Genomic DNA, 6955 nt, shown 5'->3' on the forward strand with positions numbered 1-6955 from the left:
CTATCTGGCGCTGCTGATGCGCGAGGCGCATGGCCTGGTGCTGTCCCCCGCCGAGGCGGCCCGGCGGGCGCAGGACGCCTTCGACCGCATGGGCGGCGAGCTGGAGGAGATGGCGGCACGGATCGATCCCGCTCGATCCTGGCAGCAGCAGGTAGAAGCCTTGTCCGGCATCCATCCGGCGGCGCCGGAGGAGGTGCCGGCCCGCTATCGCCATTGGCACGATGCGGCCGTGAGGGCGGCGGAGGGGCTGGTCACCCCGGCGACGGAATATGGCCTGTCCTATCGGCCGCTGGCCCCGGAGTTCCGTACCGTCGCGCGGGATCTCTACTTCCTGTTCTACCGGTCGCCGCCGGCGGGCCGCCCCGGCGACGGCAGCGTCTACTGGGTGACCCCGCCTGGCGGAGACCCGGCCGCCTACCTGCGCGGCCAGAACGATGCGCTGGTGAAGGCGGTTCACGCCGTCCATCACGGCTCCATCGGCCATCACACCCAGAACGCCCGGGCCCGCCGAGCGGCGTCGCGCCTGGCCCGGCTCGGCGGCACCGACTGCGCCGCCGGCATCGCCTTCCTGTCGGCCGGAACCATGGTCGAGGGCTGGGCCTGCTACGCCGAGGACCTGCTGCTGGAGACGCCGGGCTTCTACACCCCGGGCGAGGTGCTGCTGCTGAAGCAGTTCGAGCGCCGCAACGCCGCCAGCGTGCTGGTCGACATCCGGCTGCACACCGGCGAATGGACGCTGGAGCAGGCCAGGCGCTTCTACCGCGACGAGGCCGGCTTCGCCGCCGCCCGGGTCGATGGCGAGGTGACGCGCAACTCGATTTTCCCGGGGACGCGGCTGATGTACTGGCTGGGCGTCGAGGCGATCAAGGACCTGCGGTCGCGCTGGCGTGGCGGGATGCAGGCCTTCCACGATACGCTGCTCGGCCACGGCCATGTGCCCGTGGCCTGGGCGGAGGACGAGATGCGGCGGGCGGGGCAGATCGCCGGATGACGGGAGCGGACGGCGCGCCATTGCTCGATGTCCGCGGCCTGGTGACGGAGTTCCGCACCGAGGCGGGGCCGGTGCGCGCGGTCAACGGCGTCGACCTGCGGGTCGAGGCCGGGCAGACCGTGGCGCTGGTGGGCGAGAGCGGGTCGGGCAAGTCGGTGACCAGCCTGTCGGTCATGCGCCTGGTCCGGTCGCCGGCCGGCCGCATTGCCGCCGGCGAGATCCGGTTCCGCGGCCGCGACGGGCGGGTGCGCGACCTGGCGCAGCTCGACCAGGCGGCGATGAGCGCCATCCGCGGCAACGAGATCTCGATGATCTTCCAGGAGCCGATGACCAGCCTGAACCCGGTGCACAGCGTCGGCCGCCAGATCGCGGAGGCCGTGCGGCTGCATCGCGGGCTGGGCGCCGGGGCGGCCTGGAGCCGGGCGGTCGAGATGCTGTCGCTGGTCGAGATCCCGGATGCGCGGCGCCGGGCCGAATCCTATCCGCACCAGCTGTCGGGCGGCATGCGCCAGCGGGTGATGATCGCCATGGCGCTGGCCTGCGACCCGGCGCTGCTGATCGCCGACGAGCCGACCACCGCGCTCGACGTCACGGTCCAGGCCCAGATCCTGGACCTGATGCGGCGGCTGCAGCGCGAGATCGGCATGGGCATCCTGTTCATCACCCATAATCTCGGCGTCGTCGCCGAGATCGCCGACCGGGTCGAGGTGATGTATGCCGGACGGATGGTCGAAAGCTCCGATGTCGACGGGCTGTTCGACGCGCCCAGCCATCCCTATACGCGGGGGCTGCTGGCCAGCCTGCCGGTCGTCGACCATGCCGTCCGCGCCGGCGCCGGGCGCGACCGGCTGAAAGCGATCCCCGGCCAGGTCGCCGATCCGCGATATCCGCCGCCGGGCTGTGCCTTCGCGCCGCGTTGCAGCCTGGCGGCGCCGGCCTGCCGTGCCGCCCTGCCGCCGGTCGAGCCGGTGGCGGCCAGCCACGCCTCGCGCTGCCTGCGCTGGAGGGAGCTGTGACCGCCGCACCCCTGCTCTCCGTCACCGACCTGAAGGTCCATTTCCCGGTCGGCAAGGGCTTGTTCCGATACGGCGGCACCGTTCGCGCGGTGGACGGCGTGTCGCTCGACATCCGGCCGCGTGAGGTGGTCGGGCTGGTTGGGGAATCCGGCTCGGGCAAGACCACGCTTGGCCGCGCCGTGCTGCGGCTGATCGAGCCGACCGGCGGCTCGGTGCGCTTCGAGGGAAAGGAGATCCTGGGCCTGCCCGCCGCCGGGATGGCGGCGCTGCGCAGCCGGATGCAGATCATCTTCCAGGACCCCTATGCCAGCCTGAACCCGCGGATGACGGTGGGCGACACGCTGGGCGAGGCCCTCTACCTGCACGGCATCGGCGGCCGCGGTGACCGGCCGGCGCGGATCCGCGGCCTGCTGGACAAGGTCGGGCTGCCGGCATCGGCGGCGGGCCGCTACCCGCATGAATTCTCCGGCGGCCAGCGTCAGCGCGTCGGCATCGCCCGGGCCCTGGCGGTGAACCCGGCCTTCATCGTGGCGGACGAGCCGGTCTCGGCGCTCGACGTCTCGATCCAGGCGCAGATCATCAACCTGCTGCAGGACCTGCAGCAGGAGATGGGGCTGGCACTGCTGTTCATCGGCCACGACCTGTCGGTGATCGAATATCTCTGCGACCGGGTGGTGGTGCTGTATCTCGGCCGGGTGATGGAGACGGCGACGGCGGCCGAGCTGTACCGCAACCCGCGCCACCCCTACACCCGCGCACTGCTGGATGCCGCTCCGATCCCGAAGCCGCGGGCTCGCCGCACGCGGATGGTGCTGAAGGGCGACCTGCCCAGCCCGCTCGACCCGCCGTCGGGCTGCGTGTTCCGGACCCGCTGCCCCTATGCGCTGCCGGCCTGCGCCGAGGCGGCGCCGGCGCTGCGCGACGCCGAACCCGGCCATGCCGTCGCCTGCATCCGGCACGATCTCGACCTGACCCGTCCGCCGGCCGCCGCCTAGCCCCGCGGCTCCATCGCGTCGCGCAGCCCGTCGCCGACGAAGTTCACCGCCAGCACGGTGCAGAAGATGCACAGGCCCGGCGGGATCGCCAGCCAGGGCGCCGTGGCCAGCCACGGGCTGGCCGTGTTCAGCAGATTGCCCCAGGTCGGCACCGGCGGCTGCACGCCGAAGCCCAGGAAGGACAACGCGCTCTCGAGCATGATCGAGCTGCCGACCGCCAAGGTCGCCGAGACCGTGATCGGCCCGATCGCGTTCGGCAGGATATGGCGCAGCATCAGCCGTGGTCCCCGCGCGCCCAAGGCCCGCGCGGCCTCGACGAATTCCCGCTCGCGCAGCGCCAGGAACTGGCTGCGCACCAGCCGGGCAGTGCCCATCCAGATCAACGCGCCGATGATGGCGACCAGCAGCGGCACCGTCGGGCGCAGCAGGCCGGACAGCAGCAGCACCAGGGGCAGCGGCGGGATCGACAGCATCACGTCGGTGAAGCGCATCAAGAGGCTGTCGACCATGCCGCGGTAGAAGCCGGCCAATGCGCCGACGAGGGTGCCGAGGCCGGTGGCGATGATCGCGGAGGCGAGGCCGACGGCGAGCGAGACCCGGCCGCCATAGGCCAGGCGCGTCAGCGCATCCCGGCCGAGCTCGTCGGTGCCCAGCCAATGTGCGGCGGTCATCTCGCCCGGTGCGCCGATCAGCTCGAAATCCTGGTCATCATAAGCATAGGGCAGGACCGTCGGCGCGACGATCACCGCGGCGGCCAGCAGCAGCAGGAACAAGAGCCCGCCCACGGCCGGGCGGTGGCGCAGGAACCGCCGGACCGCCTGGGCCCAGTAGCCGCGATGGCCGGGCTCGGCCGCGGCCGTCGCCGCCTGGTCCACGGCTTCAATCATAGCGGATCCTCGGGTCGAGCGTCGCATAGGCCAGGTCGGCCACGATGTTGGCCAGCACGATGGCGAGCGAGCCCAGCATCATCAGCCCCATCAGCACCGGATAGTCGCGTCCGTCCATGCTCTCGATGAACAGCCGGCCGATGCCCGGCCAGGCGAAGACGGTCTCGGTGATCACCGCGCCGGAGATGATCGAGGCGAGGTCGAGGGCGATGATCGTCACCGCCGGGATCAAGGCATTGCGCAGGGCATGGTGCAGGATCACCCCCGGCTCGCGCAGCCCCTTGGCATAGGCGGTGCGGATATAGTCCTGGTTCAGCACGTCGACCATGCCGGAGCGGATATAGCGGCTCCAGCTCGCGATGGTGGCGAGGGACAGCACCGCGGCGGGCATGGCGATATGCGCCAGCCGGTCGCCGAAGGAGCCGCCGCCGATCGTCTGGTACCCGGCCGAGGGCAGCCATCCCAGCGCGATGCTGAACAGCAGCTGCAGCAGCAGCGCCAGCCAGAACACCGGCAGCGAGATGCCGGCGAAGGACAGGAAGGTCAGGACATGGTCCAGCAGCGTATGCCGCCGGGCGGCGCTGATGGTGCCCAGCGGCAGGGCGACAGCGAGCGAGACCAGCATGGCCAGCCCGCCCAGCTCCAGCGTCGGGCCGATGCGTTCCGTCACCTCCTGCAGCACCGGGCGGCCGGTGCGGATGGAGTAGCCCCAATCGCCCAGGACCATCGATTTCAGCCACAGCACGTATTGCACCGGCGCCGGCTGGTCCAGCCCGTAGGCCTTGCGGATCTGCTCCAGCGCCGCCGGGCTGACCGACGGGTTGTCGGCATAGACGTCCAGCGGCCCGCCCGGCGCCAGGTGGATGACGGCAAACAGCAGCAGCGAGATGCCGAGCAGCAGCGGGATCGCGCCGAGCAGCCGGCGGAGGACCTGCCCGGCGTTCATGCCGGGCCCGGCGCAAGGGGCGGGGAGAGGCCGGTCACCCTTCCAGATGCCAGCGGCTGGTGTCGACGAAGTTGGTCATGTTGGTCGGGTTGGGCACGAAGTCCTTCAGCTTGGTGGTCTTGGCGATGACGGCCACGTTGGTGGTCAGCGGGATCGAGGGCAGTTCCTCGGCCAGGATCTTCTGCATCTCGGCGGCATAAGTCTTGCGCTCGGCCGGGTCGAGCGTGTTCTCCAGCCTGGCCATGACCTCGTCCAGCTTCGGGTTCGAATAGCCCTGGCCGTTGTTGGCGCCCTTGGTGCCGTAGAAGACGCTGTAGACCGGGTCGGCCGAGGTGATCCAGCGGCCGTAGATCAGGTCGTAGTCGCCCTTGTAGCGCGCCTCGCGATAGGCGACGCCGGTCTTGTTGTCCGGCTTGGCTTCGATGCCGATGGCCTTGAGCTGGGCGATGATCACCTGTTCGGCCAGCTCGTCATCGGCGCGGCCCGCCTGCACCACGATGCGGTAGGACAGCGTCTCCCCATCCTTGGCGCGGATGCCGTCGCCGCCCCTGGTGTAGCCGGCATCGTCCAGCAGCTTGTTGGCCTGGGCGACGTCGAAGGCGTATTCGGGCGTGTTCGGGTCGTACAGATCCTTGAACACCGGCACGACCGGCGACTTGATCGGCTCGGGGAAGCCGCCCTGGGCCCGCACCAGCGTCTGCCGGTTCATGGCATGGGCGATCGCCTTGCGCACCGTCAGATCCTGCAGCGACTTCGGCCTCTTGAAGTTGAAGTCGAGATGCTGCCAGGACAGGAGGGGCCCCTTGACCGTCTCCAGCCCGGCGACGCCCTCCAGCTGCTTGGCCTGGTTGTAGGGCACCTGGACCACGAGGCCGAGCTCGCCCGACTTCAGCTGGGTCATCAGCGTGTTGGAATCGGGGATGATCTTGAAGACGATCTGGTCGAGATAGGGCAGGGCCCGGCCCTTGTCGTCCTTGCGCCAGTAGTTCGGGTTGCGCTCGGTCAGCACATACTGGCCGCGCTTGAACTCCTTCACCATGAACGGGCCGGTGCCCAGCGGCTTCTCGTTGTAGGAGTCGGTGTTCAGATCCTTCCCCTCCAGCGCGTGCTTGGGCAGGATCCCGAAGGTGAACAGCGTCGACGCGAAGTCGGGGGCCACGGTGTTGTAGTGGCAGATCGCGGTCAGCCCGTCCGGCGTTTCGATCGCCTCGATGTCCTCGGTGCCGTCCTTGGATTCGGCGATGAACTTCTCGTTCTTCACCGCCTCCCAGGTGAACTTCACATCGGCCGAGGTGAAGGGCTGGCCGTCATGCCATTTGACGCCGGGGCGCAGCTTGTAGGTGACGGTCATCTTCTTGCCGCCGTCGGTCAGGACGATGCCGCCGTTCTGCAGCGTCGGCACCTCGGTCGCCAGCACCGGCACGTATTCCGCCTGGCCGTCGGGCGCCAGCAGTCCTTCGACCACGGCGGCCTGGACATCGCCGAGATAACCGGTCGAATAGACGTTCAGCGTGTCGATGTCGTAGGTCAGGCCGACATTCAGGGTGCCGCCCGGGCCCTCCGCCCAGCCCGGCACGGCGCGCAGCGTGGCCAGCGCGGCCGCGCCGGCAACTGCCCCCTTCAAGGCTGTCCGGCGCGAGAATTCGATCGTCATCGGTCCGTCTCCCCGTCTTAGCCTGCCTGTCCGCGGATCGTTGGCCGATCCGGTCCCGGCCCCGGTCTTCGCCGGAGCCTTGATGCTCAGATGCCCGATCGCCGCGCCGCATAGCCGTGACCGCCGTCTCCGGAAGCGTGAGGTCGATGTCGTGGAGTCATGCGTCTCCGATCGCGCGAGCCGCCTGTCCGGCCGCAGCCTGCCGGGCGTGGGGCGGTCCGCCCCGAGGTCTCGCCTCCAGAGCCTCGCGACCGGGCAGCCATTCGCGCGGCAGCCCCGGCCTGCAGCTTCGTATCGGCGCTCCCGGCGACGAAACACTGTCTCATGACGCCAGCATGACGCCGCCCGACAAGGCGGGACAATCCTACAAAATCTCGCCTTCGTACGCCGTTTTTCTCATGACTCCGCCGAAGCTCGAATGATGGCCCTCGCCACGACGGCAGCAGCGAGCGGTCCGGACGAAGGC

6 protein-coding genes are annotated in these 6955 nt (G+C 70.0%); 3 read left to right on the plus strand and 3 right to left on the minus strand.

Features of this window, described 5'->3' with window-relative positions; genetic code table 11:
* The 3 genes from P409_RS22015 to P409_RS22025 all read left to right on the plus strand — a co-directional run.
* Positions 1-991 (plus strand): DUF885 family protein (locus tag P409_RS22015; protein WP_034843711.1); only part of this gene is annotated, 991 nt, incomplete at its 5' end.
* Positions 988-2007: an ABC transporter ATP-binding protein gene (locus P409_RS22020; protein ID WP_034843713.1), complete on the plus strand. Its 1020-nt coding sequence runs from the start codon at positions 988-990 to the stop codon at positions 2005-2007. The genes P409_RS22015 and P409_RS22020, both read left to right, overlap by 4 nt.
* Complete coding sequence (locus P409_RS22025; RefSeq protein WP_034843715.1) at positions 2004-3002, plus strand: ABC transporter ATP-binding protein; 999 nt, start codon at positions 2004-2006, stop codon at positions 3000-3002. Before P409_RS22020 ends, P409_RS22025 begins: the two co-directional genes overlap by 4 nt.
* Here P409_RS22025 and P409_RS22030 read toward each other — a convergent pair.
* Genes P409_RS22030 through P409_RS22040 form a run of 3 tightly spaced genes read right to left on the minus strand, consistent with a single transcriptional unit; the run spans position 2999 to position 6489 of the window.
* Positions 2999-3889: an ABC transporter permease gene (locus P409_RS22030; protein ID WP_152613477.1), complete on the minus strand. Its 891-nt coding sequence runs from the start codon at positions 3887-3889 to the stop codon at positions 2999-3001. The two genes, P409_RS22025 and P409_RS22030, sit on opposite strands and share 4 nt — an antisense overlap.
* Entirely contained in the window at positions 3882-4835 is a 954-nt protein-coding gene (locus P409_RS22035; protein ID WP_034843716.1) for an ABC transporter permease, read from the minus strand. The genes P409_RS22030 and P409_RS22035 overlap by 8 nt, the downstream gene beginning before the upstream one ends.
* Before the next feature lie 34 nt (positions 4836-4869).
* Positions 4870-6489: a peptide ABC transporter substrate-binding protein gene (locus P409_RS22040; protein ID WP_081991698.1), complete on the minus strand. Its 1620-nt coding sequence runs from the start codon at positions 6487-6489 to the stop codon at positions 4870-4872.
* Between the last annotated feature and the right edge of the window lie 466 nt (positions 6490-6955).

It is taken from the genome of Inquilinus limosus MP06 (genome assembly GCF_000767795.1).
In the GTDB taxonomy this organism is placed as follows: Bacteria; Pseudomonadota; Alphaproteobacteria; order DSM-16000; family Inquilinaceae; genus Inquilinus; species Inquilinus limosus_E.